The 25,720-nt window shown below is 51.8% G+C and carries 28 protein-coding genes and 1 tRNA gene; 11 read left to right on the plus strand and 18 right to left on the minus strand.

Features of this window, described 5'->3' with window-relative positions; genetic code table 11:
* Positions 1 to 14 precede the first annotated feature (14 nt).
* Complete coding sequence (gene mnmE / locus ACN0IC_RS11215) at positions 15 to 1,367, minus strand: tRNA uridine-5-carboxymethylaminomethyl(34) synthesis GTPase MnmE (RefSeq protein ID WP_416878871.1); 1,353 nt, start codon at positions 1,365 to 1,367, stop codon at positions 15 to 17.
* A gap of 180 nt (positions 1,368 to 1,547) precedes the next feature.
* Between mnmE and ACN0IC_RS11220 the strand changes: the two genes are divergently transcribed.
* Complete coding sequence (locus ACN0IC_RS11220; RefSeq protein WP_416878872.1) at positions 1,548 to 2,348, plus strand: glycerophosphodiester phosphodiesterase family protein; 801 nt, start codon at positions 1,548 to 1,550, stop codon at positions 2,346 to 2,348.
* A 3-nt stretch (positions 2,349 to 2,351) separates the two neighbouring features.
* Here the strand turns inward: ACN0IC_RS11220 and dnaQ are convergent, their stop codons facing one another.
* From dnaQ to ACN0IC_RS11245, 5 genes are read right to left on the minus strand one after another with little or no spacing between them, the layout of a single operon-like run.
* The gene (dnaQ, locus tag ACN0IC_RS11225; protein WP_416878873.1) at positions 2,352 to 3,077 is read right to left on the minus strand and encodes a DNA polymerase III subunit epsilon; all 726 of its coding nucleotides are present in this window, start codon (positions 3,075 to 3,077) and stop codon (positions 2,352 to 2,354) included.
* Positions 3,078 to 3,674 (minus strand): dephospho-CoA kinase, encoded by a 597-nt coding sequence (coaE, locus tag ACN0IC_RS11230; protein WP_416878874.1) that lies wholly within the window; start codon positions 3,672 to 3,674, stop codon positions 3,078 to 3,080. It abuts the gene before it with no gap.
* Positions 3,671 to 4,540, minus strand: a complete 870-nt coding sequence (aroE, locus tag ACN0IC_RS11235; protein WP_416878875.1) for a shikimate dehydrogenase — start codon at positions 4,538 to 4,540, stop codon at positions 3,671 to 3,673. The genes coaE and aroE overlap by 4 nt, the downstream gene beginning before the upstream one ends.
* Complete coding sequence (locus ACN0IC_RS11240) at positions 4,537 to 5,148, minus strand: Maf family protein (protein WP_416878876.1); 612 nt, start codon at positions 5,146 to 5,148, stop codon at positions 4,537 to 4,539. The genes aroE and ACN0IC_RS11240 overlap by 4 nt, the downstream gene beginning before the upstream one ends.
* Positions 5,135 to 5,974: a pyruvate, water dikinase regulatory protein gene (locus ACN0IC_RS11245; protein WP_416878877.1), complete on the minus strand. Its 840-nt coding sequence runs from the start codon at positions 5,972 to 5,974 to the stop codon at positions 5,135 to 5,137. Before ACN0IC_RS11245 ends, ACN0IC_RS11240 begins: the two co-directional genes overlap by 14 nt.
* 474 nt (positions 5,975 to 6,448) lie before the next feature.
* Here ACN0IC_RS11245 and hemE point away from each other — a divergent pair, with 474 nt between their 5' ends.
* From hemE to rho, 3 genes are all read left to right on the plus strand, one after another.
* Positions 6,449 to 7,483 carry a uroporphyrinogen decarboxylase gene (gene hemE, locus ACN0IC_RS11250; RefSeq protein ID WP_416878878.1) on the plus strand — a complete coding sequence of 345 codons (1,035 nt, stop codon included), beginning with the start codon at positions 6,449 to 6,451 and terminating at the stop codon, positions 7,481 to 7,483.
* The gene (gene hemJ / locus ACN0IC_RS11255) at positions 7,476 to 7,913 is read left to right on the plus strand and encodes a protoporphyrinogen oxidase HemJ (protein WP_416878879.1); all 438 of its coding nucleotides are present in this window, start codon (positions 7,476 to 7,478) and stop codon (positions 7,911 to 7,913) included. Before hemE ends, hemJ begins: the two co-directional genes overlap by 8 nt.
* A gap of 143 nt (positions 7,914 to 8,056) precedes the next feature.
* Positions 8,057 to 9,355, plus strand: a complete 1,299-nt coding sequence (gene rho / locus ACN0IC_RS11260; protein ID WP_416878880.1) for a transcription termination factor Rho — start codon at positions 8,057 to 8,059, stop codon at positions 9,353 to 9,355.
* On the opposite strand, the gene ACN0IC_RS11265 is transcribed toward rho, so the two are convergent.
* The gene (locus ACN0IC_RS11265; RefSeq protein WP_416878881.1) at positions 9,352 to 9,825 is read right to left on the minus strand and encodes a hypothetical protein; all 474 of its coding nucleotides are present in this window, start codon (positions 9,823 to 9,825) and stop codon (positions 9,352 to 9,354) included. The genes rho and ACN0IC_RS11265 overlap by 4 nt on opposite strands.
* Before the next feature lie 38 nt (positions 9,826 to 9,863).
* On the opposite strand from ACN0IC_RS11265, the gene ACN0IC_RS11270 reads away from it, so the two are divergent.
* Positions 9,864 to 10,994, plus strand: a complete 1,131-nt coding sequence (locus ACN0IC_RS11270) for a PQQ-dependent sugar dehydrogenase (protein ID WP_416878882.1) — start codon at positions 9,864 to 9,866, stop codon at positions 10,992 to 10,994.
* 44 nt (positions 10,995 to 11,038) lie between these two features.
* Here ACN0IC_RS11270 and secB read toward each other — a convergent pair whose 3' ends face one another.
* The gene (gene secB, locus ACN0IC_RS11275) at positions 11,039 to 11,617 is read right to left on the minus strand and encodes a protein-export chaperone SecB (protein WP_416878883.1); all 579 of its coding nucleotides are present in this window, start codon (positions 11,615 to 11,617) and stop codon (positions 11,039 to 11,041) included.
* Positions 11,618 to 11,789: 172 nt separating this feature from the next.
* On the opposite strand from secB, the gene ACN0IC_RS11280 reads away from it, so the two are divergent.
* The 4 genes from ACN0IC_RS11280 to ACN0IC_RS11295 all read left to right on the plus strand — a co-directional run bounded on the left by ACN0IC_RS11280 (position 11,790) and on the right by ACN0IC_RS11295 (position 14,949).
* Positions 11,790 to 12,461, plus strand: coding sequence for a Tim44/TimA family putative adaptor protein (locus ACN0IC_RS11280; protein WP_416878884.1), 672 nt, complete (start codon positions 11,790 to 11,792; stop codon positions 12,459 to 12,461).
* Positions 12,409 to 13,737: a murein transglycosylase A gene (locus ACN0IC_RS11285; RefSeq protein WP_416878885.1), complete on the plus strand. Its 1,329-nt coding sequence runs from the start codon at positions 12,409 to 12,411 to the stop codon at positions 13,735 to 13,737. The genes ACN0IC_RS11280 and ACN0IC_RS11285 overlap by 53 nt, the downstream gene beginning before the upstream one ends.
* A gap of 14 nt (positions 13,738 to 13,751) precedes the next feature.
* Entirely contained in the window at positions 13,752 to 14,261 is a 510-nt protein-coding gene (locus ACN0IC_RS11290; protein WP_416878886.1) for a Smr/MutS family protein, read from the plus strand.
* A 109-nt stretch (positions 14,262 to 14,370) separates the two neighbouring features.
* Positions 14,371 to 14,949, plus strand: coding sequence for a hypothetical protein (locus tag ACN0IC_RS11295; RefSeq protein ID WP_416878887.1), 579 nt, complete (start codon positions 14,371 to 14,373; stop codon positions 14,947 to 14,949).
* Positions 14,950 to 14,983: 34 nt separating this feature from the next.
* On the opposite strand, the gene hslU is transcribed toward ACN0IC_RS11295, so the two are convergent.
* The 9 genes from hslU to ACN0IC_RS11340 form a co-directional block, all read right to left on the minus strand.
* Positions 14,984 to 16,288, minus strand: a complete 1,305-nt coding sequence (gene hslU / locus ACN0IC_RS11300) for an ATP-dependent protease ATPase subunit HslU (protein WP_416878888.1) — start codon at positions 16,286 to 16,288, stop codon at positions 14,984 to 14,986.
* A 569-nt stretch (positions 16,289 to 16,857) separates the two neighbouring features.
* The gene (gene hslV, locus ACN0IC_RS11305) at positions 16,858 to 17,439 is read right to left on the minus strand and encodes an ATP-dependent protease subunit HslV (protein ID WP_416878889.1); all 582 of its coding nucleotides are present in this window, start codon (positions 17,437 to 17,439) and stop codon (positions 16,858 to 16,860) included.
* Positions 17,440 to 17,517: 78 nt separating this feature from the next.
* A complete protein-coding gene (locus ACN0IC_RS11310; protein ID WP_416878890.1) occupies positions 17,518 to 18,438 on the minus strand; it encodes a D-Ala-D-Ala carboxypeptidase family metallohydrolase in 921 nt (306 codons plus the stop codon).
* A 7-nt stretch (positions 18,439 to 18,445) separates the two neighbouring features.
* On the minus strand, positions 18,446 to 20,341 hold the full coding sequence (locus ACN0IC_RS11315) for a L,D-transpeptidase family protein (protein ID WP_416878891.1): 1,896 nt from the start codon (positions 20,339 to 20,341) through the stop codon (positions 18,446 to 18,448).
* Between the two features lie 89 nt (positions 20,342 to 20,430).
* A complete protein-coding gene (locus ACN0IC_RS11320) occupies positions 20,431 to 20,610 on the minus strand; it encodes a Trm112 family protein (protein ID WP_416878892.1) in 180 nt (59 codons plus the stop codon).
* Between the two features lie 34 nt (positions 20,611 to 20,644).
* Entirely contained in the window at positions 20,645 to 21,319 is a 675-nt protein-coding gene (locus ACN0IC_RS11325; protein WP_416878893.1) for an LON peptidase substrate-binding domain-containing protein, read from the minus strand.
* A 6-nt stretch (positions 21,320 to 21,325) separates the two neighbouring features.
* Complete coding sequence (trxA, locus tag ACN0IC_RS11330) at positions 21,326 to 22,258, minus strand: thioredoxin (protein ID WP_416878894.1); 933 nt, start codon at positions 22,256 to 22,258, stop codon at positions 21,326 to 21,328.
* A gap of 48 nt (positions 22,259 to 22,306) precedes the next feature.
* The gene (locus ACN0IC_RS11335; protein ID WP_416878895.1) at positions 22,307 to 22,702 is read right to left on the minus strand and encodes a SnoaL-like domain-containing protein; all 396 of its coding nucleotides are present in this window, start codon (positions 22,700 to 22,702) and stop codon (positions 22,307 to 22,309) included.
* A 69-nt stretch (positions 22,703 to 22,771) separates the two neighbouring features.
* Entirely contained in the window at positions 22,772 to 23,311 is a 540-nt protein-coding gene (locus ACN0IC_RS11340; RefSeq protein ID WP_416878896.1) for a prolyl-tRNA synthetase associated domain-containing protein, read from the minus strand.
* A 137-nt stretch (positions 23,312 to 23,448) separates the two neighbouring features.
* Here ACN0IC_RS11340 and ACN0IC_RS11345 point away from each other — a divergent pair.
* Positions 23,449 to 23,523: transfer RNA gene (locus ACN0IC_RS11345), tRNA-Gly, on the plus strand.
* A gap of 434 nt (positions 23,524 to 23,957) precedes the next feature.
* Here ACN0IC_RS11345 and ACN0IC_RS11350 read toward each other — a convergent pair.
* On the minus strand, positions 23,958 to 24,746 hold the full coding sequence (locus tag ACN0IC_RS11350) for an alpha/beta fold hydrolase (protein ID WP_416878897.1): 789 nt from the start codon (positions 24,744 to 24,746) through the stop codon (positions 23,958 to 23,960).
* A gap of 757 nt (positions 24,747 to 25,503) precedes the next feature.
* On the opposite strand from ACN0IC_RS11350, the gene ACN0IC_RS11355 reads away from it, so the two are divergent.
* Positions 25,504 to 25,720, plus strand: a 217-nt coding sequence (locus ACN0IC_RS11355; RefSeq protein WP_416878898.1) for a hypothetical protein, incomplete at its 3' end; no start/stop codon positions are given.

Below are 25,720 nucleotides of genomic sequence, written 5' to 3' on the forward strand. Positions count from 1 at the left end.
GGGTAACAGCTCGCTTACTTACCTACACAGAAACGCGAAAAGATACGATCAAACACGGCTTCGATATCTGTTTCCCCAGCCAGCTCCGATAAAGACCGCAAAGCCACCCGAAGATCGTCCCCCGCAAGTTCCGGGGCAAACCCCAAATGTGTTTGGGCCCGCAAAATCGCGTCCTGCGCGCGCCGGACACAATCGCCATGTCTCGCGCGGGTCAAACCGGAATCCTGCCCCACAGAGTAGTTTTCTCTCACTATCTCCTCAAGGCGGGTATGGAGCGCCGTTTCTCCGCCCTGTTCCAGTAAATTGCCTTTTAAAGCCCCGAAAAAATTGGCTTCGCTAATATCGTCATAACCTATTGTTTTATTTATAAAAATTATATCGTTTTCTGTTAGGCTATGGGCAATAGCCGGATCAAATTCGGTTGTACCGGGACGCACCACGTAAATCGTGATTTCGGCCTCCGCCGCCCGTTTTTGAGCCCTACGGACGCCCTCTGCCTCTATGGCATTGTCAGAAACTCGCAAGCCGGCTGTATCTGACAGGGTCACCGGAAGGCCGGCAATCACCATTTGCGCCTCAACAACATCACGTGTTGTTCCTGCTTCTGGTGAAGTAATCGCGACCTCCCGCCGGGTGAGAGCGTTAATCAGTGTGGATTTGCCCGCATTGGGCGCGCCGATGATAGCAATATCCAATCCAGACCGAATGGCTGCTCCGCGACCCATATCCTCCAAAGCTGTCTTCATCTCAGACGCAAGCTCCCCCAGCGGCGCATACGCCCCATGAGAAAGGCTGTCTGGAATATCGCCTTCATCTGGGAAATCGATCTCGCCTTCAATCTGCGCCAACGCATCCAGGAGCTGTTCACGCCAGCCTTCATAGATATCACGCAGTCCGCCGCCCATCTGCCGCAGAGCCTGAACCCGCTGCCCCGCGCTTTGCGCGTCTATCAGATCCGCCAGGCCTTCGGCCTCGGTCAGATCCATCTTGCCGTTCTGTACGGCCCGACGAGTAAACTCTCCGGGCTCTGCCTGCCGCAACCCTAATGAGAGTAAAGCTTCGCTAAGTCCATTAATGACCGCCGGACTGCCGTGAGTATGAAATTCCACGCAGTCTTCGCCTGTAAAACTGGCCGGCCGGGGAAACCACAAGGTTAAAGCCTCATCAATCGGCTCTCCGTCCGGCGACATGAGCTTCCGTAAAGCCGCATAGCGTGGCTTTGGAACAGACCGACGGCTTAGCTTGGTGACGCTCTCGGCGCAGGCCGGGCCGCTTAGGCGAAAAACGGCCACTCCGGCCCGGCCCGAAGCAGAGCTGAGCGAAAAAATCGTCTCGCCAGTCGCGTTTATGGTCTCTGGATTCTCCATGACCGAGCCTATAAAGACAAAGTCGAACCGGCGCAAAGCCGTAAACCCTACCGGACTTCGTTTATGAGACCCCTAACATCCAATCCCCTTTATTTTTCATTAGCCATCGGTACACTGTTAGCCCTTTCATCCTGTAGCCAAAAGGCTACCCAGCCGGCGCCGGACTTCAGCGCTGCCGACATGACGGTGAACAGCGAAATATCTTCAATAAAAACAGCTATTGCCTGCCTTCCTGAAGAATCTGCGCTGATTGCCGCGCATCGCGGCGTTTCAGAAAATTGGGACTTGCCGGAAAATAGCGCCTCAGGGCTTCAGCGCCTGATTGATGAAAACTACCTCGTCGCCGAAGTTGATGTCGCCTCAACCAAAGACGGCACGCTTTTTCTGTTCCATGACGGCGTGTGGGAGGATACCAGCACAGGGCAGGGGCCGGTTGCCGCCAGCATGGCCGCAGACCTTGATAAAATCCTGTTAAAATCACGAAAAGGCACTTTGGCGAGTGAACGGCCTTTGACCCTGGATGATGCTTTGCACCTCGCCAAAGACAAGCTCTATCTGGAAATCGATTTCAAATCGAGCGCGTCTGAAACCGAGGTTGTCCAGGCAATCAAGGAGAAGGAAATGGGTGATCAGGTCATCCTCATTGCCTACACGTCGGAACAGGCCGCTAAGCTGCAAGCCTTGGCCCCTAATATGGTACTCTCCGCACCGGGTCAGGATGAAGGCCGCGGTTTGAACTCTGAAAACACCTTGCTCTGGATGGGCCGCGATATTTCCGGCGTAAGTAATTCAACAAATACACTCGGGCATATTGGAATGATTGGGCGCGCCAGCGAAACGGCTAGGCCCGGACCCTTACGGAAAGGAAAGCTTCTCGTCACAGATTTCCCGGACGAATTTCCGCCTATTCTCGGGCTGACAGATGAGAAACTGGAAACCTATAAAAGCTGTCTGGCGGCTGGAGAGCCTCGTGAGAGTTAAGCCTTAGGCATCTGCCTCGGCTCTCTCCCAGTATTTTGCCCATATCATCTCGTCGCCCATTTTTCCGATGAAGGCGCGGTGGGCCTCTAACTCTTCCTTGGTCGCAGAATGGTTGAGCGGCTGCGGTCTCTGGCGCGCCATTTTTGTCGGCGCGTTCCTGTAAGGGTCGTGCGTTTCTGCTGGTTTCGTATCCAGACCAAGCGAGCGGGCGCGGCCCCCTTTCAACTCCAGATATACAGCCGCCAAAAGTTCCGAGTCAATAATCGCTCCATGTTTATCACGTGACGATAAAGAGATATCGAAACGCTTACACAGCGCGTCTAGCGAAGCGGGCGATCCAGGAAATTTGGCGTTGGCCATTGCCAAAGTGTCTTTGAACCGGGACGAGGGCAGAGGGTCAAACCCGGCCCGAACCAATTCCGCATTAATAAACCCCTCATCAAATCGGGCATTATGCGCAATCAGTGTCGAGTCGCCGATAAAATCCAGAAAATCCTGAGCCCTGTCCTTGAACAGAGGCTTTCCTCTCAAGAACTCTGTTGTCAGTCCCGTAATCTCGACGACTTTGTCCGGTACCTCTCTTTGCGGGTCCAGATAGGCATGAAATTGCTCTCCGGTCGGGAGCCAATCGATAAGTTCCACACAGCCCAGCTCGGTGATACGGTCATCCCCCTGAGCGTTAAAACCAGTTGTCTCCGTATCAAAGACAATTTCCCTGACAGAACTCATTTAAGCCTCTTTTGCCCTTAGCTTACGCATTAACTCTTGCACCTGTTTGCGCGTTTCGGGAATAGAGACGCCTGTGGACAGAACATAATCGGCCCGTCTTCGTTTCTCTGAGTCCGGCAGCTGACGAGACAGAAGCATTTCAAAGAGCTCCTCCGTCATGCCCGGACGGGCCATGACACGCTCTTTTTGAACCTCCGCCGGAGCCGTGACCGTCACTGTATAATCGACTTTCCTGTCTCCCCCTGTTTCAAAAAGCAGAGGGATATCCAATACGACAATATCCGCCTTGTTTTCCCGTGCGGCAGTAAAAAATGCCTGCCGCAAATCCTCCACCCAGGGGTGGATAAAGCTTTCAAGAACTTTCAAATTAAGTGGGTCAGCCCGCATATGAGCGCCAAGCACGCTGCGCTCTACGGCGCCGTCTTTTACTGCGTCAGGAAATACGGCGTCTATGAGCGGCACAGCCTTGCCGCCTTTGGCGTAAAGCTGGTGAACGGCTTTATCCGCATCGAAAACAGGACAGCCCTCATCAGCAAAAAGGCCCGCCGTGGTCGTCTTGCCCATGCCAATTGACCCCGTCAGGCCCAGAATAATCATCTGACCCCCGATTTGAGCGCGGCGTAAAGCGTCTCCGTCGGATCCATGTTTTTGGGGGGCGCCTCCCCAAAGAAATGGCGAAAGCTGGGCCGGGCCTGTTCGATCAGCATGGACAAACCGCCCAGCGTTTCGCAGCCCTGGCGTTCCGCTTCTTTTAAGAGCCCCGTTCGGCGCGGCGTATAAATAAGATCATAAACTAAAGTACCAGATTGCACGCGCTCTAAAGATAGGTCCAAATCCGGATAACCGCTCATACCGGCCGAACTCGCATTTATGATAATCTGACTGGACGCCACCGCCGCATTGCGGCTTTCCCAGGGAATTGAATATAGGCTTGGCAAGTCCACGGACTCCGCAAGGCTTTCTGCTTTACTGTCCGTTCTATTGGTAATTTTAATTTCCGGGACATTTAAAGACAGTAATGCCCCAATGACCGCGCGGGACGCCCCGCCCGCGCCGATTAAAAGAACGGAGCTTTGCGATAGCTTGGACGCCGCAATTTTTGACAGGAGAGGCGTGGCAAATCCTTCCAGATCCGTGTTGTGACCAATCAGCTTGCCGCCGCGTTTAAAGAGGCAGTTTGAAACGCCCAGCTTTAACGCATCCGGCGTATGATCATCCGCCGCCAGAAAGGCCTGTCTTTTGAGCGGCAAGGTGACATTTACGCCCGAAATAGAGGTCCGCTTTAAAGACTGAAATGCCTCCACCGCCTTATCGGGGCGCACCGCAAAGGGGATATAGGCCCCGGATATGCCTGCCCCTTTGAGCCAGTAATTATGCAAAACCGGAGAGAGCGAATGATGAATAGGCCACCCGCAAACGCCCGCAAGTTTCGGGATTGGTACGTCCGTCTCGGCGCGGCTCATGACGGAACAACTCCGCGCATTCGGAGATAATCCAGCAGGGGCAAGAGCGGCAATCCCAATATGGAAAAGAAGTCTCCCTCTACTTGAGAGAAAAGATGCGCGCCGGGTCCCTCAAAACGATACGCCCCAACAGACCGCGTCAGACATTCGCCCTCCAGCTCGATATATTGATCCAGAAACGCGTCACTAAAATCACGTACGGTCAGCTTCGTCACAGAGAGGTGGCGCCAAACCACTTGTCCGTTCTCGCAAACCACAACCGCGCCCATCAGTTTGTGGGTTTTTCCGCGCATCTCTTTCAATCGCTGCCGCGCCGCCTCTATCGTAGGAGGTTTGTCAAAGAGAGTGTCGTCCATAACCATGATCTGATCGGCCCCGATAACGAAGCCCGGCTCCGTGCGGCTCACGCGCAAAGCTTTGGCTTCGGCTAGGGCATCGGCAATATCGCGAAGGCGAGATCCTTCGCCGAGCATGGCCTGCTTTATCGCCGCCTCATCTACAGGTTTACTTATGACTTCATAGGTTAGGCCAGCTTCGGAAAGGATTTGCGCCCGAATAGCCGAGCCGCTGGCCAGGATGAGTCGTTGTGAGCTTTCAAAGCGAGTCATGATGCGCCTTATAAAGATTGATGATTTGAGCGGCCGTTTCCTCGATTGATTTTCGGGTGACATCAATCACCTTATAGCCCTTTTTCAAAAACATGCGTTTGGCCTGACGCATCTCGTCGCGCACACGGTCCTGATCAATATAGTCTGTTTGCTGAGTTTGTTTCAAACCCATCAAACGCTGTTGCCTTATCTGCACAATCCGATCCGGTGAGGCTACCAATCCCACAATGAACGGGTTTTTATACTGATCCAGAATAATGGGCAAAGGCGCCCCCGGAACTAAGGGAATATTTCCGGCTTTATAACCGCGATTGGCGAGGTAGATACATGTCGGGGTTTTGGACGTCCGGCTGACGCCCAGTAAGACAATGTCAGCCTCTGCCAGTCCTTGGACATTTTGCCCGTCATCATGCGCCATGGCGTAATCAAGCGCTTCAATCCGGTTGTAATATTCCGCATCCAGATTACGCTGTGCGCCCACTTCCGAAATAATAGACGCGCCGAGATAACGGCCTAACATGGCCAAAGTGGGATCCAGAACAGAAATGGCCGGAATACGGCGTTCGGCGCAGAAGCTTTCCAGTCTTTTGCGGCGATCCGGATTCACGACGGTATAAAGAACCACCCCCGGTTTGCTGCCGATCAAATCTAGCGCCTGTTCCATCTGGGCTTCGCTGCGCACCAAGGCATGTATATGTTCCAGCGCGGTGGCATTTCGAAACTGGGCCGTAGACGCTTTCATGAGGCCCACCAAAGTCTCGCCTGTCGAATCAGACACCAGATGAACATGGAAATAGATCGATATATTGGGGTTTTTCTCCGACATGGGACTCTCTTAGCCGCGCCAAGAAAAAACCACAACCAAGGTTAGAAGAGCGTAAATATCGACAGCTATCCACATGCCTCCGGCTCAAAATAGTTTTCCTGTGAATTCAGGGGGCGGTTTTGAAGCTTAAGGCTATTTTATCCATGGGGAGTGTTAGGGTGTATTAACAAATTGAGTCCGGGGGATAAAATTCTGCGACGCTTTTATCCCGCAAATTTTCAACATATGGCTTTCGACTTCATGTCGCATTGATCTGGAATAAAGATAGGTTATCCCCGTTATTCCTGTTAAGCACAGAAAAAGTTATGGTCTGTGACTTATACCACTTTATCCTGTGACCATTAAGATTGGTTACTAAAACGTTAAGACTGTCCACATATCCCGCTTTCTACATCTATCACTTCTTTTTTAAAAAATTTAAGAGGAGATAAGAGAGTTCGGATAACTATCGGGCATAACCAAAGGATCTCTAAAATGGCCTCTCTTCTCGATGTGCTTAGCGGACAAAGAACCGAGACACCGCCTATCTGGTTTATGCGGCAAGCCGGTCGGCATCTTCCGGAATATTTGGAAGTCAGATCGACCGCGAAAGATTTTATCGATTTTTGCTTTAGTCCTGAAAAAGCGGCCAAAGTCACGCTCCAGCCCGTCAATCGATACGATATGGACGCCGCTATCCTCTTTGCCGATATATTGCTGATTCCAATCGGTTTGGGCCGTGAGGTTCGTTTTATCAAAGGAACCGGTCCTGTTCTCGATCCTATCGATGTAGAAGGTATTAAGGCCCTGACCCTGGACGGCGCTGCAGATCGAGTTTCATCCGTCTATGAAACGGTCTCGCGTGTGAGAAAAGACTTGCCTAAGGAGAAGGCCCTTATCGGCTTTTGCGGCGGTCCCTGGACGGTGGCGACCTATATGATCGAAGGGAAGGGGAGTCCGAAAAAAGAGATTGCTAAACGATTTGCCTATGAAAATCCACGGGCCATGGCGGACCTGATGGAAGCGCTGGTTATTTCCAGTACGGATTATCTTATCGGACAGGCCAAAGCCGGGGCGGACGTGCTGAAAATTTTCGAGAGCTGGGCCGAAGGCCTGTCGCCGGAATTATTTGATCGTCTGGTTCTAAACCCGACCCGGGATATCATCACCCGCATAAGAAAGGCCGGAATAGACAAACCCATAATCGGCTTTCCGCGCGGCGCCGGGCTGAACGCTATCCGCTACGCCCATGAGACAGGTATCACAGCCATTGCGGCGGGCACGCAAATGCCGCTTGATGATTTTAGATGCGCGATTCCCGAAAACATGCCGGTACAAGGCAATCTCGATCCTTTGGCCCTCAGAATTGGCGGTGACGTCCTCCGCAAAGCTGTTGACCGGGTTCTCGAAGACGGCAAAAACGGCCCGCATATTTTTAATCTGGGGCACGGCGTGACTCCAGATGTGAAAATCGATAATGTTCAGGCTGTGGTCAACCATATCCGCGGCAAGGAAGCGCGTTATGTCTAGTCTCTATCTCTGGCTGAAGGCCTTTCACCTTATCGCGGTGATTTTCTGGATGGCAGGACTGCTCTATCTACCGCGTCTTTTTGTCTACCATTCAGCGGCTAAGCCCGGAGGCGAATTGGAAGCCAAGATGGAGGAGGCTGAGGTGAAGCTTCTTCGCACCATCATGAATCCGGCTATGATTATTGCGCTTCTTCTTGGACTTGTTTTAATATTCACCAATATAGGGCTTTATGCAGGATCGGGATGGCTACATCTGAAAGTGCTACTGGCCTTAGGGTTGATCGGCTATCATGGTTATCTCGCAAAAACCCGAAAAAGCTTTCTGGACGGCGGACGTCCGCGCTCGGAAAAATTCTTCCGACGCATCAATGAAATCCCGGCCATTATCGCCATCATTATTGTGGTCCTGGCCATTGTTGAGCCGTTTTAAACCGGATAATTCCTGATAATAATTTAAATTGACATTATAAAAACAACGTCTATTTCTAACTCAACGCCACTCGTGCGTATTCTTTTCGAACATATTCCGCTGAGACGGACCTGAAGAGACAACCCCCCATTAAAGAAACGACTATGACAGAACCGCATAAAATAGAGCTGGAGGGAATGACCTCCATCAGTCTTGATGATCTCAAGAAATTCAAACCCCCGGAATTGATCAAATTTGCAGAAGAAGTCGGCGTTGAAAATGCCGCTTCCATGCGGAAACAGGATATCTTTTTCGCCATTCTGAAAGACCTGGCCGAAGAAGACATCAAAATTAACGGTAGCGGTGTGCTGGAAGTTCTTCAGGATGGGTTTGGGTTCCTGCGCTCCCCTGAAGCCAATTATCTCGCCGGGCCGGACGATATTTATGTCAGCCCGAACCAGATCCGTAAAATGGGTCTTCGGACCGGAGACACGGTCTCAGGTGAAATCCGCAGCCCTCAGGACAATGAGCGTTATTTCGCTCTGACCCGTGTGACATCGATGAATTTCGGGCCGCCAGAGCAGGCGCGTAACAAGGTTCACTTTGACAATCTAACGCCGCTCTATCCGGATCAGAGATTCCAATTGGAAATCGAAGACCCAACCCTGAAAGACAATTCCGGCCGCGTGATTGATATTGTCTCTCCTATCGGGAAAGGACAGCGAGCTCTCATCGTGGCGCCGCCCCGGACGGGTAAAACGGTGCTCCTGCAGAATATTGCCCACTCGATCGAACGCAATCACCCCGAATGTTATGTTCTCGTCCTTCTGATTGACGAACGCCCTGAAGAAGTGACGGATATGCAGCGCTCGGTCAAAGGCGAAGTTGTCTCTTCAACTTTTGATGAACCGGCCACGCGCCACGTTCAAGTCGCAGAAATGGTCATTCAGAAAGCCAAACGCCTGACAGAACATGGTAAAGATGTTGTCATTCTTCTTGACTCCATTACCCGTCTTGGCCGCGCCTATAACACGGTCGTGCCAAGTTCAGGCAAGGTTCTGACCGGCGGTGTCGACGCAAATGCGCTACAACGCCCAAAGCGTTTCTTTGGCGCGGCGCGGAATATCGAAGAAGGCGGGTCTCTGACCATTATTGCCACCGCCCTTATCGATACGGGCTCCCGAATGGACGAAGTTATCTTTGAGGAATTCAAAGGCACAGGTAACTCGGAAATCGTGCTTGACCGTAAAGTCGCGGATAAGCGCATCTTCCCGGCGATTGATGTCACCAAATCCGGCACGCGTAAGGAAGAGCTCCTTATCGGCCCGGCGGAATTGCAAAAGACGTATGTCTTGCGGCGCATCTTGAATCCAATGGGGACGATGGACGCGATTGAGTTCCTTCTGTCCAAACTCAAGGACAGCAAAACCAATTCAGACTTCTTTGAGAGTATGAATACTTAATTGAATTCGGGCGGTTTGGGGCGCGTTAAAAGCGCAAAGACCAGACCGCCTAGTATTCCGGCGAGAATTTGCAGAATAAAGCCGGTTCCGTCTCTAGCGCCGGCAACAATTTGAGTTCCAAAAAAGACGTTCTTCATCGCCCAGAGCATGACGGACATGGAGACAGCCGCCGCGACGCCGAAAACGATTAAGCGATAGATATTCTGGCTCCGTAATTTCGTTATCCACAAGAGAGCTGACCCGGCCAAAAAGGCAATAAAAAAGCCTATAGCGACGAAAATGAAATATAACGTTCCAAAATGTAAGGCGTCATAAAACACCATTGAAAGGGTCTGACCAGAACCCGAATTGCCGCCGATATTGTTTAAAAGGGCAATGACCCTCAAACTTGAAAAAACAGATCCCAAAAAGGCCGTGAGGATTGCGGCAACCAACCAGGCGAGAATCCATTTTGTAATTGCTCTAAGCATGGCTACAGTCGTGCTGAACAAAAGTCAGGTCGTCAAGTATGAAACATCAAGTCTTGTTAGTCTCTTTTCTGCTCTCTGCGGGCTTATCTGCTTGTATGGAGCCTCAACCTGCGCCGGATCTGACGGAAATACCGTCTTCCGAATTTGCGCTTGAAACTCTGGCAGAGGGGCTAAGGTCACCTTGGGCAGTCGCTGAACTCGCTGGAAATGAATATTTGATTACGGAAAAACCCGGAAACCTTATTCGTTTTGCGCAAGGCCAGCGAAGTGAAATCCAAGGACTACCGGAGGATATTCTTGCCGAAGGTCAGGGCGGTCTTTTGGATATAAAGCTTGCGCCTGACTTTGCAGAGACAAGAGAAGTCTACCTCTCCTATGCTTACGGAACAACGGAGGCGAACGGCACCGCGTTGTTGCGGGCCAGTTTGGACGGTAACGAGCTCAAAGACGCGACCCCTATTTTCCGGACCAGCCCGCCGAAAAGCGGTTCTCAGCATTTTGGGTCAAGAATTGCGTTTTTACCGGATGAGACGCTTATCCTAACCTTCGGGGATGGATTTGCCTTTCGCGAGGACGCTCAAAAACCGGGAACACATCTGGGTAAAATTGTTCGGCTGACGCGTGACGGCGGCGTGCCGCAGGACAACCCCTTTTTGGGGCAGGACGGGTATAAACCTCAAATTTATTCCATAGGTCACAGAAATGTTCAGGGCCTGGCCTATGACGCTGAGACCGATACGCTTTGGGAGCATGAACACGGCCCGCGCGGTGGGGATGAATTAAACATTATTTCAGGAGGCGAAAATCACGGCTGGCCTCTTGTGACCAAGGGCGTCGATTATAACGGCGCGCGGATTTCACCTTTTGAGGAAAAAGACGGATTTGTTGACCCTATTCATTCCTGGGTGCCGTCCATTGCGCCGAGCGGATTGGTTATTTACCGCGGAGATATGTTCGCAGATTGGAATGGCGATGCCTTGATCGGCGGGCTGGCGTCCCGCGATTTACGGCGCGTCGATCTTGAAAATGGAAAATCGGTCGGAGAGATCGACCTCTTAAGTGATCTGGATATGCGGATACGGGACGTCAGTGTGGCCGCAGACGGCGCTGTTCTTGTTTTGACCGATGATCCCGAAAACGGACAGCTTATCCGTCTCAGTCCCAAATAAAAAACCCGCCTCTGAGGGCGGGTTAAAAGAGCTGCTGTAAAGCTTTAGTTTTTGGGCTGATCCGCGGCGCGGCGCATCATTTCCTCACGGAACATGGCAGCAAAATCCGGCGGCTCAAGCATGATAGGCGGGAAGCCGCCGTTCTGTGTCATCTCGGCCATAATCTGACGCGCAAACGGGAAAAGAAGGCGCGGACATTCGATCAGGATCATCGGCTGAATCTGTTCAACATTGATGCCCTGGAACGCAAACAAGCCGGCATATTCAAGCTCGGCAATGAAGGCGACATTTTCGCCGCGGCGTGCTTCGGCGCGAAGCATCAGAGTCACTTCGACATTATCGTCATCCATCATCTGACGACCGATTTCGATATTAATGTTAATCGCCGGAGCTTCCAGTCCGGAGCGAAGGCTTTCCGGGGCGTGTGGATTTTCGAAACTTTGGTCTTTGGTATATTGCGCAAGGATGCTCAGCATCGGGCCAGAGGCGGCCTCCCCATTTGCCTGAGGTTCTTTGCCTTGAGCTGGAGCAGCTTGGTCAGCTTCCGGAGTTGCGGCAGGAGAAGATTCGCCTTCAATAGACAAGCTATCTTCTTCCTTGGATTTCTTGGGTTTTTTAGCCATATAAATTCCCTGACGGGCTCCCTTTGGCGGGTTATCGAAATGGCCCGCCTGCTATCATGGCGCGCCAAAAGCCGCAATTCCTTATTGCGACGACTGTTCAGAGACCCTATCTGGTAAAGGACGCGCTCTGTTTCAACAGGGCCATTTAAATTTAGCCACAAAAGACGCTCTTATGTATGAAGTCATTCTTTACGCCGCCATCGCGACAGTCGTTTGTGTTATGTTTTACAGCGTTTTGGGCAAAACCGTTGGCAAGGGTCCGGAGGACGCCATTAATCCGCGCTCTATGATGGAAGATGAAAAATCTGCTTCTGTTATTGAGCCCTTATCAAAAGATTTGGAAAAGAAGGGCATTGGCGCGATTTCCGCGCGTGATCCCGAATTCTCTCCCAGTCACTTCATTGATGGGGCCAAACAGGCTTATTCCATGATTTTGGAGGCTTTCGCGGCGGGCGATCACGATACACTGGGCAATCTCCTGACCAAGGACACGTTGGCCGTTTATAATGAGGCTATCAAAGAGCGCGAAAAATCCGGCTATACTCAGGTCACGGATTTGGGCCGGCTGAAGGACACATCTATCGAATCTGCCGAGCTGGACGGCGCGATCGCTAGAATTTCGGTTTTATATGAATCAGATTTGACATCCGCGCTTCTGGATGAGGAGGGCAATGTCGTTCAGGGTGACCCGGACGTTCTTTCCTCCATCGCCGAAATCTGGACGTTTGAAAGAAATCTTAAACAGTCCGACCCAACATGGCGTCTTGCAGACGTGGCTCCCTCCGAAGGGGATGAGCTCGAAGCTGACCCGTCTCCGGATACGAAACCTTCTGACGACGATTAGACCTATGCGATATTTCTCATTCGGGGCTCTATATTCAGTTTTGTTTTTGGCGGTTGGGCTCACGGGCTGCGCAACAAGCGGAATAGAGGATAATAATCCCTGGTCTGAAACGCCCTATATGGAAGATGAGGCGTTGGGGCCGTCTCTGGAGGCCCGGCCTTTAACCTATCCACCCGAGGCTCCGGATATTCCGGCGCCGAGATCGCCGCAAGCTGACCCCCCTGAAGATGTCATCGTCAATACACCGCTCTGGTATGATAATTTACCCGGATGGGCAGACGCGGATACGCGCCCGGCGCTGGCGTCCTTTCGCCGCTCCTGCCAAAGCTGGGTCAAGGCAGACCCGGACGCCTTTTTAAATAAAAACCTTTTGGATTACGGGACGTATCGTGACTGGCTTCCGGCTTGCGCCAAAGTCAAACTGATCGGGCCGTCCGAGAAAGCCGCGCGGGATTTTTTCGAAGCCGAATTTGCGCCCCTCTCCATAAAAACCCTGACAGAGGAAACAGGGACGCTCACCGGATATTATGAGCCCGAAATCGATGTGAGGCTACGTCCAGATGAAACCTACCGCGAACCAATATTGGCCAAACCGACCAACCCGTCTGTCATGAGACAGCCGCGCTCTGAAATTAACGCAAATTCTTCACGGGTGATTGCCTATGGGCGGCCCATTGATGTTTTCTTTATGCAAATTCAGGGCTCGGGCCGCTTGAGATATCCTGATGGGCGCAGCCTTCGCGCCGCCTATGCGGGCAATAATGGTAAACCTTACACCTCTATTGGACGCGTCCTGGTAGAACGGGGAGAAATGAAACTCTCTCAGGCGTCCAAGCAGTCAATTGAAGCGTGGATGGAAAGAAATGGGCCCAAAAAAACGCGGGCTCTGATGAACGAAAACCCTCGCTATATCTTCTTTGCGGAACAATCTGTCGCCATTGACGCCTTTGGTATTGAAGAAGGCCCCCGCGGCGCGATGGAAGTGCCCCTGACGGAAATGGGCTCAATCGCCGTGGATCCGCGCTATCACCCTTATGGAACCCTGATGTGGCTGGAGACGAAACTTCCCCAGCAAGGCGGCGATTATAAGGGTCAGGAAACGGGACTATTGGTCTCTGCGCAGGATACGGGCAAAGCCATTCGAGGCGCTCTGAGGGGGGACCTGTTTTTCGGAGCTGGAGATGACGCCGGGAAACGGGCGGGCGTGATGAAACATGAGGTCCGCTGGAAGATTTTAGTCCCCAAATCCATCGCCCGGTCTCAACCCGTCAGCTAATAGGTTTTGAGGACATGAAAAAGAAACCGGACAGACCGCTAAAGGACGAAGAGCGAGATGTCTGGGGCCGCGTGGCCCGTACGGTGTCGCCGCGCCGCTATCCCAAAGGCAAGGGCAGCGCTAAACCTCTGCCGAGCCGGGAAGACTTCGCCAACATGCTCCGCATCGCGCCAAGCGTGTCAATTGACACGCAATCCACCCCGGGACGGCTGGAGCGCAATAATGATAAAAAGACGCGGCGCGGGCGCGTCGAGATAGATGCCAAAATCGATCTTCATGACATGACGCAAAGCGAGGCGCGGCCCGCTCTGTCGAGAGCCATTATGAGGGCCGTCAAACATAATAAAAAATGCCTTCTCGTCGTGACCGGCAAGGGCGTAAGACTCAACGGCGTGTTACGTCAGAATTTTCCTAATTGGATCAAGGATCCGACCTTGCGTCCGCACATCGCAACCTATGCCCAGGCCCATATTCGACATGGCGGAGCCGGGGCCTGGTATGTGTTTCTAAAACAGTCTGAGTGATCCTTACCTGTCCAAAACATTAACTCATGAGGGAATAGGCAACCCGAAGGCTTACAAGGCGTAGTATTTTCAGGAAACGGACACTTTACCCCCGTCCCTGGAGATAAACATGACTTTTAGAACGACTTTGACACTCAGCGCATCGATTTTGGCCTCTCTTACGGTATTTCCGAATATGGCTGCTGCGCAAGACAACCCTGAAATCAATGCGGCGACCCAATTAGAGAACACATCATATCACCCCATAAGCGAGCTCTCTATCGGAACTGCGATTGAAAGTTCCGTCATGGCGGGTGAACATGATGAGGCGTTGAGGCGCGAGTTTGATGAAGGCGTTATGCAGGCCTTCCGCGCTGCCTATGCTATAAATGTTATGAACCCGCTCTGGACAGAAAGGTCTGCCAAGGAGCTCATCTTGACGGTTTCGGAAATGGAGCGCCAAGGTCTCGTCGGCTCTGAGATGTCACGTAAAGTAGAGCAGGCTTTTAAAAACCGGTTTGATGGCGCCACGGCGGAAAAACGGGCTCAGGGCGATATGGCTTTATCCATGTCCTATATTCATTTGGAAAATTTACGGAATCCTCCGGGGTCACAAGCGCCAAGACTGGCAGAGCTGGACACGAATTTATTCTCTGCAGGACAGTCCGGCATAGAAGAAACCGAAGCGGGCTATTCCATGAATTTCTAGGATTTGCCCAATTGCGGGAAAGTCAGTTTCCTGCCTAAAGAATGAATTTGGATAAATCCTGATCGGCCGCCAATTTGCCGACATGATCCCGAACATAATCCGCATCAATTTTCACGGTTTCGCCGTTCTTGTCGGTCGCCGTGAAACTCACCTCATCCAATAGACGCTCCATGACGGTGTGCAATCGTCTTGCGCCGATATTTTCTACATTGGCATTGACCTCAGCCGATATTTTCGCGAGCTCGTCAATTCCGTCTTTTGTGAAATCCAGTTCTACATTTTCAGTCTTCATCAGCGCTTTATACTGCTTGATCAGGCTGGCTTCCGGCTCGGTAAGAATACGCACGAAATCTTCTTCCGTCAGCGCGCGGAGTTCAACCCGGATGGGCAGGCGGCCTTGAAGCTCGGGCAGAAGATCGGACGGCTTGGCGACGTGAAAGGCGCCGCTGGCAATAAACAAGATGTGATCTGTTTTAACCGGGCCATATTTTGTTGAGACAGTGGTGCCTTCGATCAGAGGGAGAAGGTCGCGCTGCACGCCTTCGCGGGAAACATCTCCGCCCCGGGCATCTGAGCGCGCCGTAATTTTATCAATTTCGTCGAGAAAAACGATACCGTCCTGTTCGGTCAGTTCGACGGCTTCGCGTTTTATCGAATCTTCATCCAGCAGTTTGTCGGCTTCTTCGGAGAGGAGAGGCCCGTGCGCGTCTCCAATACGGAGTTTGACGGTTTTGGTGCGACCGCCTTTATTAAACAAAGCGCCTAAATCCATCATGCCCATAGAGGCACCTGGTTGCCCGGGGATGTCAAACCCCTGAAAAGGGGAGCCCGTATCGGTTAATTCCAGCTCGACTTCTTTATCGTCCAGTTCACCGGAGGTGAGTTTCTGGCGAAATTTTTCGCGTGTTGCCTCTCCGGCATTTTCGCCGACAAGAGCGTCAATAATACGTCTCTCTGCAGCCTTTTCGGCCTGTGCTTTCACCTGCCCTCGTTTCTGATCGCGTAGCAGCGTAATCGCCGATTCGACCAAATCGCGGATAATCTGTTCCACATCGCGGCCCACATAGCCAACTTCGGTAAATTTGGTCGCTTCGATTTTAATGAAAGGCGCTTGGGCGAGTTTGGCCAGACGCCGGGAAATTTCCGTTTTTCCGACCCCGGTGGGGCCAATCATCAGAATATTCTTGGGCGTAATTTCAGGGCGGAGAGTGCTGTCCACCTGTTTCCGGCGCCAGCGATTGCGCAGCGCAATGGCTACGGCGCGTTTGGCGTCTTTCTGCGCCACAATATGGCGATCCAGTTCGGAAACAATTTCGCGGGGGGTAAAGCTATCTGTCATGCGTTTAAAATGGGGGCCTGCTTTGTGATTTCAAGGCTGTTTTTGTAATTCCCGTAGGATCTGACAAATCAAACAAAACTACTATATATAGGAGCTAGTAGAAAATAATTATCAAGATATAGTATTTTTAGGACTCGACTCTAAATACAACTCAGGTATGTAGGACAAGACATAAATAAATATGGTTGCCAGAACGGCAATTCTGACAACCAGTGTTATTTATTCCGCTCGCAACAAGAAGTAGGCGCGGAACTACGATTAACAGTCTCTTGAATCACCAAGAGTGATAAGTGTCAAGCCTGCTTCGATTAAAAAGGAGAAGGCTAATGCCTTATTATTACGTAAACAAAAATGCACAAAGCGATGGATATCATGAGGTTCATATTGATGATAATACATGCCCTACGCCACCGCTATCCTCTAATAGAGAGCCTTTAGGTTCGCATAGTAGTTGTTCAAGTGCAGTTAATGAAAGCAAACGTAACCATTACAATAAATCGGATGGTTGCAAAAATTGCATCCCAACTTGCCATACTCGTTAGAGTTAAGGGGGCTTGAGTAGAGATTACTCAAGCTTCCGATTCAAGACTTTCAAGCGTCAGATTATTATTTGTGTAAATGCAGATTTTATCGGCAATCGCCATGGCTTTGCGCGCGAGCGTTTCGGCGTCTTTCTCATAATCATTCATGGCCAGCGCCGCCGAGAGAGCAAAATTGCCGCCGGACCCAATTGCGGTGATCCCGCCGTCAGGCTGCACGACATCGCCATTTCCGGTCAGAACGAAAGTTTCTGATTTATCGGCCACAATCAACATGGCCTGTAATTGCCTGAGATATTTATCCGTCCGCCAGTCTTTGGCCAGTTCGACACAGGCGCGGGCGAGCTGTGTCGGATATTGCTCGACTTTGGTTTCAAGACGTTCAAGCAGAGCAAAAGCGTCGGCCGTTGCGCCGGCAAAGCCGGTGAGGATTTTGCCTCCGGCCAAAGTGCGCACTTTTCGGGCGCCCGCTTTCATCACTGTATTTCCGGCGCTGACCTGACCATCCCCGACAATAACGACCTTTCCGTTTTTACGAACGGAGAGGATGGTTGTCCCCCGCCATTGAGAGGCGTCTGCATAATCATAGGGGGAGGTTTGAGGGTGTGTCATAGGGCGTCCTTTTTCTCACTCTCCCCACAAATGGGAAGAGGGAGCTAGAACGTCAAGTCGAAGGGGAGGCGAGTTAGGCTAGCGCCCCCACCGGGCGACATGTCCGCGGCCGTCCACATGCACAAAAGGGCCGTGTACGGCATTGGCTTTATAGGATCCGATCCCGCCAGGCTCGACTTCATCGCTATTGGCGAACAGTTTTGCGGCGTAATCATAAAGATAATTGGCGTCCGTCTTATTTATGACGCCGTCGCCATTGATATCATCCATATTGCCGTCGCGCGGTTTGACATCAATATAGATATCCGCCGCGTCGCCATACATGTGGCGGGACAGTTTGGCAGACCCAATAGCTGTATTATAAAAAGGCGTTCGGAATCCGCTCATGACGAAAAAAGTCTGGGCGTCGGTGATGTTGTCTCTCACCAAGCTATCGCGCAGCGTTTCGAGACGCTTTAAATTGGATTGCGTAACCAGGACATATTTTGGCCAGGCATCCGGTTGTTGCTTACAGAGGAATTGGCCCAGTTTGAAATGCGGCGCCACTTCAATATCTTTATCACTCTCATTGTCGAGACGGATAAGGCCCCGCGGCGGATTTTTGGGATATTTTCCGATACGATAGCCGTTTAGATAGCCTTTGGAATCGACTTCGCTGAGAGGCTCCAGCGTAAAGACGCTGATCTTGCTTAATTGAGAGCCATCCGGTTTCCTGACCGTCAAGGTTTGCGTACCAGCTTTATTAAGGACACGTGTGTCCGCTGTGACGGGCGTTCCGTCCAGATCGGCTGTAAATCCTGTTGGGAGCGTTAATCCCAGCTTTTCTCCCGGCAGGCGGGTTGTATTCCATACGTCATAAGGAATGGACTCCTTATCCAGCAGGGGGCTTTGCTTGGCGACCATGCTGGCCTGAGCTTGCGCTAAGGGCAACTGAGCAAAGGGAGAAAATAGCAACGCCCCGAATAAGGGCGCTGCAAACAACAAATTTCTCAATGACATATAAGTCCTATGGCAGGGCGCTGACACTCTTTTGTGCCGCAGCGGTTTGCTTCACATTATCTTCATTGTTGTCAAATTCAACAACAGCGCCGCCATCATACCGAGGATATTCGTCTTCAACAAATGAAGGATCAGCAAGCTTATTGTAAATGTCACGGTGAAAGCTTGGCACGCCGTCTTCTGTGGCGGTGACTCCAACATAGGTAATATGAACCGGAATTTGCTCATCTACATTGAAATGTTTGCGTTGGCGCGATTGCAAGGTGTCGTTAAATTCCTTGGTGTCCACACCGCTGTCATGATCCGTAATCCAATTCGCCATGCCGATAGGATCATCCAGACGGATACAGCCTGAGCTGAAAGCGCGCACGTCACGATCCAGAAGATGTGTATCCGGCGTAGAATGAAGATAGACCGAATGTTGATTTGGGAAAATAATTTTCAATTCGCCCAAAGCATTATGAGGGCCAGGCGTTTGAACCATTTGAATTTTACTTGCTATGCCGGGCTCATTCCAGTCAACACTATAGGCGCTGAGTTCCTGTCCGGTTGCGCGGTCATATATGTTATATTTATGCGCTGCGGCATAACCGGGGTCTGCTCTTAATTTATGGAGCTTTTGTCTTTTAAACAGACCTACAGGCAAGAACCATTTCGGGTTGGCGACAATATACTCGACATTATCTGAAAAATCAGGTGTCGGCGTTCGGGGTTTGCCCACCACCGTTTTCATCGCGATTTCTTTTTTGCCGTCATTCCAGCCTTCGGCCATGAATGAAGGAATGTTGACCCAAATGTAACGGTCTCCGGACTGCTGATTGAACGCGTCCAGATGCCTCCAATAATTCAGAGCTTCTTTGATTTTTTCTATTTTGGAGTCCGGACTTTCGTTCATGGCCTCCAGAGTGGCGGGGCCGACAACCCCATCAACAGCCATCGTATTTGCGGCTTGATAGGCTTTGACAGCCTCCTGCAAATCTTCGTCATAAAGAATGTCTTCTTCGGCTTTATCGACGTTCGGAAACAATGAAAAGTAATCCCGATAAGGAAGATAGCCCTCGGCCCGCAGGCGCTCACGCAGCGCTGGAATCCGGTCATCTTTATCACCTGGTTCAATCATTTCGCCATCTGTCGGAATGGATAGCCAACTGCTTAAAGCGACATCTTTTTTATAATTTTCCAATGCCTTGCGAAGATTTCTATATTGCGGGGCGGTCGAGGTAAAATTTTCTATTTCTTCAATGGGATCATTCTGGGCCGCGTCTCGCAAAGCCGTCACTAATTCGGAGCGTACAGGTGAATCCTTAAGAGATTTTACGCCTTCGCCTTCATCCGATAACCCGCCGGAAATTTGTGAGGTCAGTTTTAACCACAGGGCGGTCAAAGCGATTTCAGCGCTGGCGCGTTCTTCGGGATTTTTGGCGTTAAATCTTTGCTCGATCAAAGCCTGAAGATCTTTGTTTTCTAAAGAAACGTCCAAGCCGTGGCTTTCAAATATTTCGGGTATGTCGTAAAGTTTTTCGGCAGCGCTCATTTTCCAGAGCGGCTCATAAATAGATTGCGCATAAGCGTGCCGCGCGGCATCAATAGCGCCGATTGATACTTTTTCTTTAAGGATTTCGGAGAAAGTTTCATCTTCGATCTGAGCCCGCAACTCTTTGGAAAAGTCAACTTTATCGGACTGGCCTAATAGATTTGAGATGACGTCAAGCGGTCCATAACTTAGGGCCAGTGAAGGCGCCGCATAAGTGGGCGTCGTAACCGGCGCGCCCGCTTTCACGGGTCCAATGCTGGGCGCTGCGGAAGACAGCGTCGCGGAGGCGATAAAAGACAGCGCCAAAGTAGCGGTAAAGCCGCCGGCCATAAGTTTGGATTTGTAATTTTTATTATTTGTAAGAGACATATCCCGTTTCCTGTTATTCATTTAAATAACGGGGGAGGGACAAAGAATGTTCCCTCGGGAACGGGAAAACAGCGGCTTGGCGTTAACCTTTAGAGGTGGCGGGCCTCATCCAAAAGCAGAATAGGGACGCCCTCGCGCACCGGAAACGCCAGCTTGGCTGATTTGCTGACAAGCTCTTTTTTGTCTGAATCATAGCTGAGCGGTCCGCCGGTTTTCGGACAAATCAAGACGCTGAGCATTTTCGGATCCATGGCAGGTGTCTCAGTCATAAATACTTCCAGTCTTTGCTTTCCGGGCTATTATTTATTGCGTCTGCGACGGGTTGGAGGGACTGTCGCTTCCGGCATAAAGGTGCATTAAACCTATTAATAGCCGCCGTCTGTCATCCGTGCTGACGGCTTCAATCAGGGACTGCTTATCTTCTGGCTGGAAAGGCGAAATCATGGCGGCCTGATTGACTAGAACTGGAAGCGGAATTTCCGACAATGCCTCCCAGTCCACGCGGACGCCGATTTTTTTGGCAAGCGTTTTCATCGCAACGGTGAGAGCCGAACGATCTGTTCGTCCGCTCTCCGATAGGGCTTCGGATGTCTGTTTCGCGGCGTGAATATCGGCGTCATTAATAAAGGGCTCATAATCGACCTTGGCTTGACGATAGGGACTGGGCGTCTCAACTTCTTCAATGACTTTAAATCGTTTCAGCCCTTTTAAGACAATCAAATACCGTCCGTCTTCTGTTTCGGAAAACTGAATTATGCGCCCCAAGCCGCCAACAGACACCAGACCGGATTTGCGGCTTTGAACCATACCGATAAGGCGGTCTGTTTTGAGCGCGTCATCCACCATATTCAGATAGCGCGGCTCGAAAATATTCAGCGGCAAATCACAGGCCGGCAAAAGAACTGTTCCGTTCAAAGGGAAAAGGGGAATAACCTCCGGAGAGGTTCGCCGCGCCAAAGCTTTGTAATGGGTACTCATATGGGGCTATGCGAACAGAATAGAAGACAGCTCGCGCCGGCCCTTGATAGAGACCTCTGATTGCGGCCCTTCGGCTTCAAAAACGGTCAGGAGGAAAAGCCGCGCGGCTTCATTGTTATAGGCCCGGTTTTTGCGCACGGAATAGAGCAAATGCTCGACCGCTTCTTCGTTCCGGCCTCTCGCGGCGAGGGCCTTGGCCAGTTCCAGACGCGCGTCCAGATCGTCGGGATTGTCCTCGACTTTCTGCGCCAGCTCCTCTGCAGGGTCTTCCTCATCCGGATCTGGCGCCTGGTCTTCAAGCGCCATTTTTGATCTCACCGCCGCAATTTCGGGGTGGTCCGTGACAGAGTCCGGCGCCTGCTGGATAAGCGAAACGGCTTCTTGTTCGTTTCCGGTATCCAGATAAATGCGCGCTAGTCCCGCCCGGGCTTCTGCATTGCTTTCGTCAAGGCTCAGGGCTTGGGCAAAGTCCTGCGCCGCGCCGCCTGCGTCTCCGGCGGCGAGACTGTCCTTGGCCCGGTCCACAAGCAGGCCGGCTTCCTCGGAGGGGTCAGAGTCGCCTGACAGTCGATCAATAAATTTCTGAAGTTCGGATTCAGGCTGCCCGCCCATAAAGCCGTCCACGGGTTTGCCGTCTTTAAAGGCGTAAACCGCCGGAATGCTGCGCACGCCGAGCTGTCCGGCCACGCCCGGATTTTCGTCAATATTGATCTTGACCATTTTGACTTTGCCGCCCGCGCCTTTAACCGCGCGCTCCATCATAGGCATGAGCTGTTTACACGGGCCGCACCATGGGGCCCAGAAGTCCACAACGACCGGCGTTTCCTTGGACACTTCCACAACATCGGCCATAAAAGCCATATCGCTGGAATCCTTGATTAAATTCGCTCCGTTCGGCTCGGGCGCAGGGGCGGAAGATGAAGTCAATATATCTGTCATAGCCCCCATATGGGCCGCCTGTTCACTGGCTTCAAGGCATGAACGGATTTAGCCCTCAAAAGGAGGATAGAAAAACTCTTCCCGTATGATTTTTCCGTCAGAATTCACTTTGTAAAGACCGATTTCGCGCATTTGTTGACGCTGGCCCGAGTCCTTATCGGTAATATCCATATCAAAAATCAGCGAAAATGTATCTGCGCCATGAAGAAAGGGGCCTTCCGCCGATGAACTGTGAACCTCATTATTGGCATACCACCATTCATGCTTGGCTTTGATCTCTTTCAGTCCATGAGCTTCACGCTCCATTTCACTCCCGGGCATATCGAGAGCCTCGACAGAGACGCAGTCCTGCGCGTAGAGTTCGTTGAGCCCTTTGCCCTCATCGCCGTTTTGGCAGTATTTGGTCAGGGTCTTGGCGGTTTTCAGAAGGGTTTCGTTGAACATATCGTGCTCCAGAGTTAAGGCCCTTAATCTTTACCATAAAATCATGACAAAATGGAGTCATCTGGGCGCTTAAGCGGACCCGGTCAATTTGCGAAAATCTATCACGACGGGAGGGTGAGAGGCGGCCTTGGCAAAAGTCAGAATGTCCTGACTGGCAATGGCTGTGCTGGCTGTGTTTCGAAGCGGGTGGAACCAAACTGTTTCCGGTTCAAAGAGGGCTTTGTCTAAAACCAGTCTGACCTGCCGTTCAGAATCATGGATAAGGGAAAACAGGGTGACCGAACCGGGGCGGACGCGCAGAAGCTCATAAAGAGCCTTTTCAGAGCCAAAGGAAAGCCGCTTTGTTCCCAGCTCCCTATGCAATTTATTCAGACGCACCGTCGTGCTCGTCAGAGCGCAGACCAGAACAAACTGACCGGCCTTGTCCTTCAGAAACAGGTTTTTCGTATGCCCGCCCGGCAGGCCGGCTTTAAGCGCTTTTCCGTCTTCGACCGTAAAAATGGGCGGGTGCTCACGCGTTTCATGCGAAATGCCCGCCTCGTCGAGCAAGTCAAACAGGGCAGATTCGCTGGGGTGAGGTAGAGGAGGATGAGGCAGAGGCGGGGTCATAAACCTCGATAACGCGGCGGTGATGTCATATCGAGTGAAAAAACTGCATCAAACCGCTTGAAAAGGATATGAAAGGCGGTATATAGCGCACCTTCTGCCGCACAGGGGCTTCCGGGCTTCTGATACGCAAAATATGAGCGGGCGTAGCTCAGTGGTAGAGCATCACCTTGCCAAGGTGAGGGTCGAGGGTTCGAATCTCTTCGCCCGCTCCATTTTCTAAATCTACCGAAATCCATGATACGACACGGTTTTGTGCCGTATTTGGCGTCGCGGTGACGTGCACATAACTTTCTAAAAGCTCCGAAGGGTAGTTTTATCCCCTTAGCGGACATTAGCGAGAGGCTTACTCGTATATGGACAGCTTAGTTTTAGTGTAACGTTTGACGCCCTCCTCACAGAGAATTAAATTACACGACCTTCTAAGAGGCCGACTTTTTCAACACAATCGACCCAAAACCTGCCGTTAGACCTAACAACTTCTTGAGCGAGCCGCTAAAAAACGCCCGGTTTTTCCGCCCCGTTGCGATAGATAATTTACCGAATATCTAACCTCCGAGCGAGCGCCGTTCATCGACCCAAAAAGCGCCAATGCGTGGCGAACCCAAATTAAAGCCGTCGACTTTCCGCTTCGCTAATTGCAGTGCTATTACGATCCTGACTGATCCGTTGCATCCAGAATGACCTTGATGGTCTCCTCTGGCCGATCCCACATCGGGAAGTGTCCGCTGCGTTCGAACCAATGCATCTTCGCTTTGGGGAAAGCCGACATCGCGCGGTCCGCCTGCTGCGGGAGACACAGTCGATCCTTTCGGCCCCATCCGATCACAATCGGTGCGGACGTTTTCGCGGGCCCCTCCTGCATTGGGCCGTTGGCGAGATCCTTCACAAGTGAGCCTACGGTTGGCGTATCCGCCAATGACTTCAGTTCGCGCGCGACGAAATCGGGGTCGAGTTTCCACGGTCTTGCAGAGAGCTGGGCCATAAGGGCGGACCGGCCTACGACATTTCCGGTGATCGCAGGAAGCGCCGGTCGCAGCGCGCGAACCAAGGCAAGCGATGCCGTGATTGTAGTGTTGAAGAAACTACGCTCCCATCCCTGCCAGAAGCCACCCGGATCCAGCGCGACCACCGCGCCGGTGTGGCCGCGCCGCGCCATCTCTAGCACCAAGCGAGCGCCCAGAGAGCTGCCAACCATATCGACCCCTGTGAGACCCCCAGTGCTGAGCCAATCATCTAGGCTGCGCGCCAGCCCTTCAAACGTGCCGCTGTCGGACTCTTCAGGTGACTGCCCGTGGCCGGGCAGGTCCAGGGCGATCACTTCCCTGGCTCCAGCCAGCGCAGGAGAGATAGTTTCCCACGAGCGGCAGGTTGCCCCCAGTCCGTGGATAAGCAGGAGGGGTTTTCCGCGCCCTGCGCGCGTTTGGTATATGGTCATGTCAAGGGAATGCCTTAGAACGGCTTATGTTCCGCCCGGCCCATGGCTGTCCATTATCGAAAGTTCGCCAACGCCTGACATCAGCTTGGCGATGTGCTTCCCAATCGGTGATTTTGTCATCAAGTGATTGAAACAATCCTTGAGAGTTTTGAGAATAGAAATGATCTTCCGTACCTAACTTCGCAATTCTGCGCGGCGTTTGGGGAGGTTCTGATTTACGATACTCCCAGACGTAGGGGGCTTCTTGTTGCTCTCAGGTCGCTTAAAGCCCTTCTGTAACATCTGTTGAAGATAATGTTGGTAATCGCCAGCCATTTCAGCACCATATTGAAAAACTCGACTCTGTGCATCTTAGAACACCCATCATCGATGGATAAAGGTGAACAGTAATAGTTTTACAAGGCACATTTTTCAAAATTTTTAATGTCCGCTTCGCCCCCATAGCTGACCCCCGTCTTTACAAATTCCCGAATTATACCTCATAATAAATGATCCGCGTTTATCTTCTCCCTGACCCACTGAGTTTTCTGACAAAATAATAACCCCGTCCCCAGCCCCTGAAACCGGGTTACAGTCCTACTGTTCCGGACACACGGACAGGCGTGCTAGCGTGGCGTGTTGGTGTATCGGACGGTGGGACTGAGAGGCCCTTGCGACGGCGGGGGAGGGATCCGGGCGCGGAGTGTCCGCCATCGACCTGGGAGGTCGATGGCAACGTAGCGCCGAAGTCGCGAGACTTCGGACAGACATAGAATGAGTGCCGCTTTGCGGCACACTTCAGTTCGTCCAAATCGATTCACTGGATCGATTTCTCCTCACCCTGACGCTCGAGGCTCTAACCTCTGTCTTTCGAGACTATCCGAAAGAAAGAGACCGAGACCTTAGACTGCGGACGACCTCCGACACAGGAGGATCGCTACAAGGCCGCTGCGATATAAACCGCCGCCGCGGGGTTTGTCCCTTGCGAAACATTA

The organism is Litorimonas sp. (genome assembly GCA_029936425.1).
Lineage (GTDB): Bacteria > Pseudomonadota > Alphaproteobacteria > Caulobacterales > Maricaulaceae > Litorimonas.

Bases quoted from the DNA above. Each gene is read 5' to 3' on its own strand.
- hemJ (WP_416878879.1), top strand. From the start codon at position 7,476: ATGTCTAGTCTCTATCTCTGGCTGAAGGCCTTTCACCTTATCGCGGTG.
- ACN0IC_RS11220 (WP_416878872.1), top strand. From the start codon at position 1,548: ATGACGGTGAACAGCGAAATATCTTCAATAAAAACAGCTATTGCCTGC.
- dnaQ (WP_416878873.1), bottom strand. From the start codon at position 3,077: ATGAGTTCTGTCAGGGAAATTGTCTTTGATACGGAGACAACTGGTTTT.
- ACN0IC_RS11335 (WP_416878895.1), bottom strand. From the start codon at position 22,702: ATGTTCAACGAAACCCTTCTGAAAACCGCCAAGACCCTGACCAAATAC.
- hslV (WP_416878889.1), bottom strand. From the start codon at position 17,439: ATGACACACCCTCAAACCTCCCCCTATGATTATGCAGACGCCTCTCAA.
- ACN0IC_RS11285 (WP_416878885.1), top strand. From the start codon at position 12,409: ATGAGCTCGAAGCTGACCCGTCTCCGGATACGAAACCTTCTGACGACG.
- ACN0IC_RS11350 (WP_416878897.1), bottom strand. From the start codon at position 24,746: ATGACCATATACCAAACGCGCGCAGGGCGCGGAAAACCCCTCCTGCTT.
- secB (WP_416878883.1), bottom strand. From the start codon at position 11,617: ATGGCTAAAAAACCCAAGAAATCCAAGGAAGAAGATAGCTTGTCTATT.
- coaE (WP_416878874.1), bottom strand. From the start codon at position 3,674: ATGATTATTCTGGGCCTGACGGGGTCAATTGGCATGGGCAAGACGACC.
- ACN0IC_RS11290 (WP_416878886.1), top strand. From the start codon at position 13,752: ATGAAAAAGAAACCGGACAGACCGCTAAAGGACGAAGAGCGAGATGTC.
- trxA (WP_416878894.1), bottom strand. From the start codon at position 22,258: ATGACAGATATATTGACTTCATCTTCCGCCCCTGCGCCCGAGCCGAAC.
- ACN0IC_RS11340 (WP_416878896.1), bottom strand. From the start codon at position 23,311: ATGACCCCGCCTCTGCCTCATCCTCCTCTACCTCACCCCAGCGAATCT.
- ACN0IC_RS11310 (WP_416878890.1), bottom strand. From the start codon at position 18,438: ATGTCATTGAGAAATTTGTTGTTTGCAGCGCCCTTATTCGGGGCGTTG.
- ACN0IC_RS11315 (WP_416878891.1), bottom strand. From the start codon at position 20,341: ATGTCTCTTACAAATAATAAAAATTACAAATCCAAACTTATGGCCGGC.
- ACN0IC_RS11325 (WP_416878893.1), bottom strand. From the start codon at position 21,319: ATGAGTACCCATTACAAAGCTTTGGCGCGGCGAACCTCTCCGGAGGTT.
- ACN0IC_RS11265 (WP_416878881.1), bottom strand. From the start codon at position 9,825: ATGCTTAGAGCAATTACAAAATGGATTCTCGCCTGGTTGGTTGCCGCA.
- ACN0IC_RS11280 (WP_416878884.1), top strand. From the start codon at position 11,790: ATGTATGAAGTCATTCTTTACGCCGCCATCGCGACAGTCGTTTGTGTT.
- mnmE (WP_416878871.1), bottom strand. From the start codon at position 1,367: ATGGAGAATCCAGAGACCATAAACGCGACTGGCGAGACGATTTTTTCG.
- aroE (WP_416878875.1), bottom strand. From the start codon at position 4,540: ATGAGCCGCGCCGAGACGGACGTACCAATCCCGAAACTTGCGGGCGTT.
- ACN0IC_RS11240 (WP_416878876.1), bottom strand. From the start codon at position 5,148: ATGACTCGCTTTGAAAGCTCACAACGACTCATCCTGGCCAGCGGCTCG.
- hemE (WP_416878878.1), top strand. From the start codon at position 6,449: ATGGCCTCTCTTCTCGATGTGCTTAGCGGACAAAGAACCGAGACACCG.
- ACN0IC_RS11270 (WP_416878882.1), top strand. From the start codon at position 9,864: ATGAAACATCAAGTCTTGTTAGTCTCTTTTCTGCTCTCTGCGGGCTTA.
- ACN0IC_RS11245 (WP_416878877.1), bottom strand. From the start codon at position 5,974: ATGTCGGAGAAAAACCCCAATATATCGATCTATTTCCATGTTCATCTG.
- ACN0IC_RS11320 (WP_416878892.1), bottom strand. From the start codon at position 20,610: ATGACTGAGACACCTGCCATGGATCCGAAAATGCTCAGCGTCTTGATT.
- ACN0IC_RS11295 (WP_416878887.1), top strand. From the start codon at position 14,371: ATGACTTTTAGAACGACTTTGACACTCAGCGCATCGATTTTGGCCTCT.
- rho (WP_416878880.1), top strand. From the start codon at position 8,057: ATGACAGAACCGCATAAAATAGAGCTGGAGGGAATGACCTCCATCAGT.
- hslU (WP_416878888.1), bottom strand. From the start codon at position 16,288: ATGACAGATAGCTTTACCCCCCGCGAAATTGTTTCCGAACTGGATCGC.